The sequence below is a fragment of the Mycoplana ramosa genome (assembly GCF_041930185.1).
GTDB lineage: Bacteria > Pseudomonadota > Alphaproteobacteria > Rhizobiales > Rhizobiaceae > Mycoplana > Mycoplana ramosa.
The window spans coordinates 1-1,503 of the sequence record NZ_JBHEEW010000035.1 but is presented as its reverse complement, the minus strand read 5'-3'; the positions used below and the strand labels follow the sequence as shown (position 1 = coordinate 1,503).

Annotated in this window: 1 protein-coding gene; it reads left to right on the top strand. The window is 54.6% G+C overall.

The window, feature by feature from the left end:
* The coding region (locus JNC62_RS21090) for a hypothetical protein (RefSeq protein WP_374841434.1) at positions 1–1,137 on the top strand (1,137 nt) is incomplete at its 5' end.
* Between the last annotated feature and the right edge of the window lie 366 nt (positions 1,138–1,503).

The window sequence follows — 1,503 nt, the reverse complement described above, 5'->3', positions numbered from 1 at the left end:
AATCAACCCGCAAACCGAGCCGGAAACTCCAATCTTCGGAAGTCCCAAAAGTCTCAGATCATTCGACGACGGACAGGCACGCTCGTCGTCAAACCGGCACTCAAAGGATCAGCTCACATCGACCCGACACATGCCGACTTCGCACCATTCGCGATCGGCGATATCGACCCCGAAGGAGACTTCGTACATGTTTTCGACGAGGTGGCACTCGACATCGTGATGAGAGAACTCGACACCATAACTGATTTCACTGATTACCTTGACAAGCGAGCGTCATTCTTGAGGTCCGGAAGGCTTGCGTTGGCGCAGGGCGAGGAAGACTTGCTTGCATACTACGTGATCGGAATGAATGAGAATGGTGAGCATGATTTCACTCCCCCCGACGGCAAGACGTGGGATCAGTTGTCACCTGTCACCATAGCGCCCGGAACCTATACGGGACTGCGCAACGATGACCAATTCCGAGCGAAGAAGGAGTTGGACCAAGGATCGTATTTTTGGGACAGGCTCATTGATATGTTTGCCGATCGCGTGTTGGACGGCACATCCGTGGTCCCATCTGGACAAAACTTCTCTATCAGCAACGCTGAAATTTCCCTTCGCAACCTCGCAAAACCGAGAAGGTACTTGCGACGTGAGTTGGCCCGGGCGTTCCAAGAGGCTCTCGAGGAAGGCAAGAAGTCCGATAGATTCATGCGCGCGGTCGTTCATCCGAAAGACCAGCCTGACAGCGACACTGCCTTTTGCTTTATGACGCTGAAGTATCCACCTTATTTGGATCAGATGGGCGGCTACCAGCAGTATAGGGTAGCACGCACTGAGATGCTCAAGGCCTACGCACAGCTGACGCTGGTGAATACGCCATATCTCAAGCGGGTGGTAGCTGTCGGCCTCGAACCGCCCGGACAGGGCCGTGGTGGTTCAGAAGACCTTCTTTACGCGGAGCAAAGTAACTGGACCGATGATGACGTGCGCGAACTGACGCGCGTTGCCAACCTCTTCAATATTGGCAACAACATGCGATCACGCACTCAGAGGATTAGTGAGTTTCCGGCCGTGAGAAAGGCGGCGCGGGCAAATCCATCCGGCAACCGCAAACAGCGACGAGCAGCAGCATCTAGGAAGCGGAGAGATTGACACGTCAGCTCCAGTCGCTCTTTTCCACCGTATCCGGTTGATCTTATATCCCCAACCTCCCCGCATCTCTCCCCATTGACGCGGTTCCTGCGGGGAAATTCTACCCATGAAAGAGAGCATGGGACTACCGAGGGGAGTGGGTGGGCCTGAAGTGCCGTATCCGGCTTCGAACAGTGGATCGCTCACCGCGCATCCAAGTTACTCGAAGCGGAATCCGAACAGTCCGCCCGTTGGGCTATCCTCCAGTCTGACGGGAATTACCTTCTCCAACACGTTCACCTCATCGGAGAAGACTGTTCCGGATCAGCGCCTTTGAGACAGAAGTGGCTTAATCGAGAAGAGAGGATTTTCGGCTCATCGTAGCTC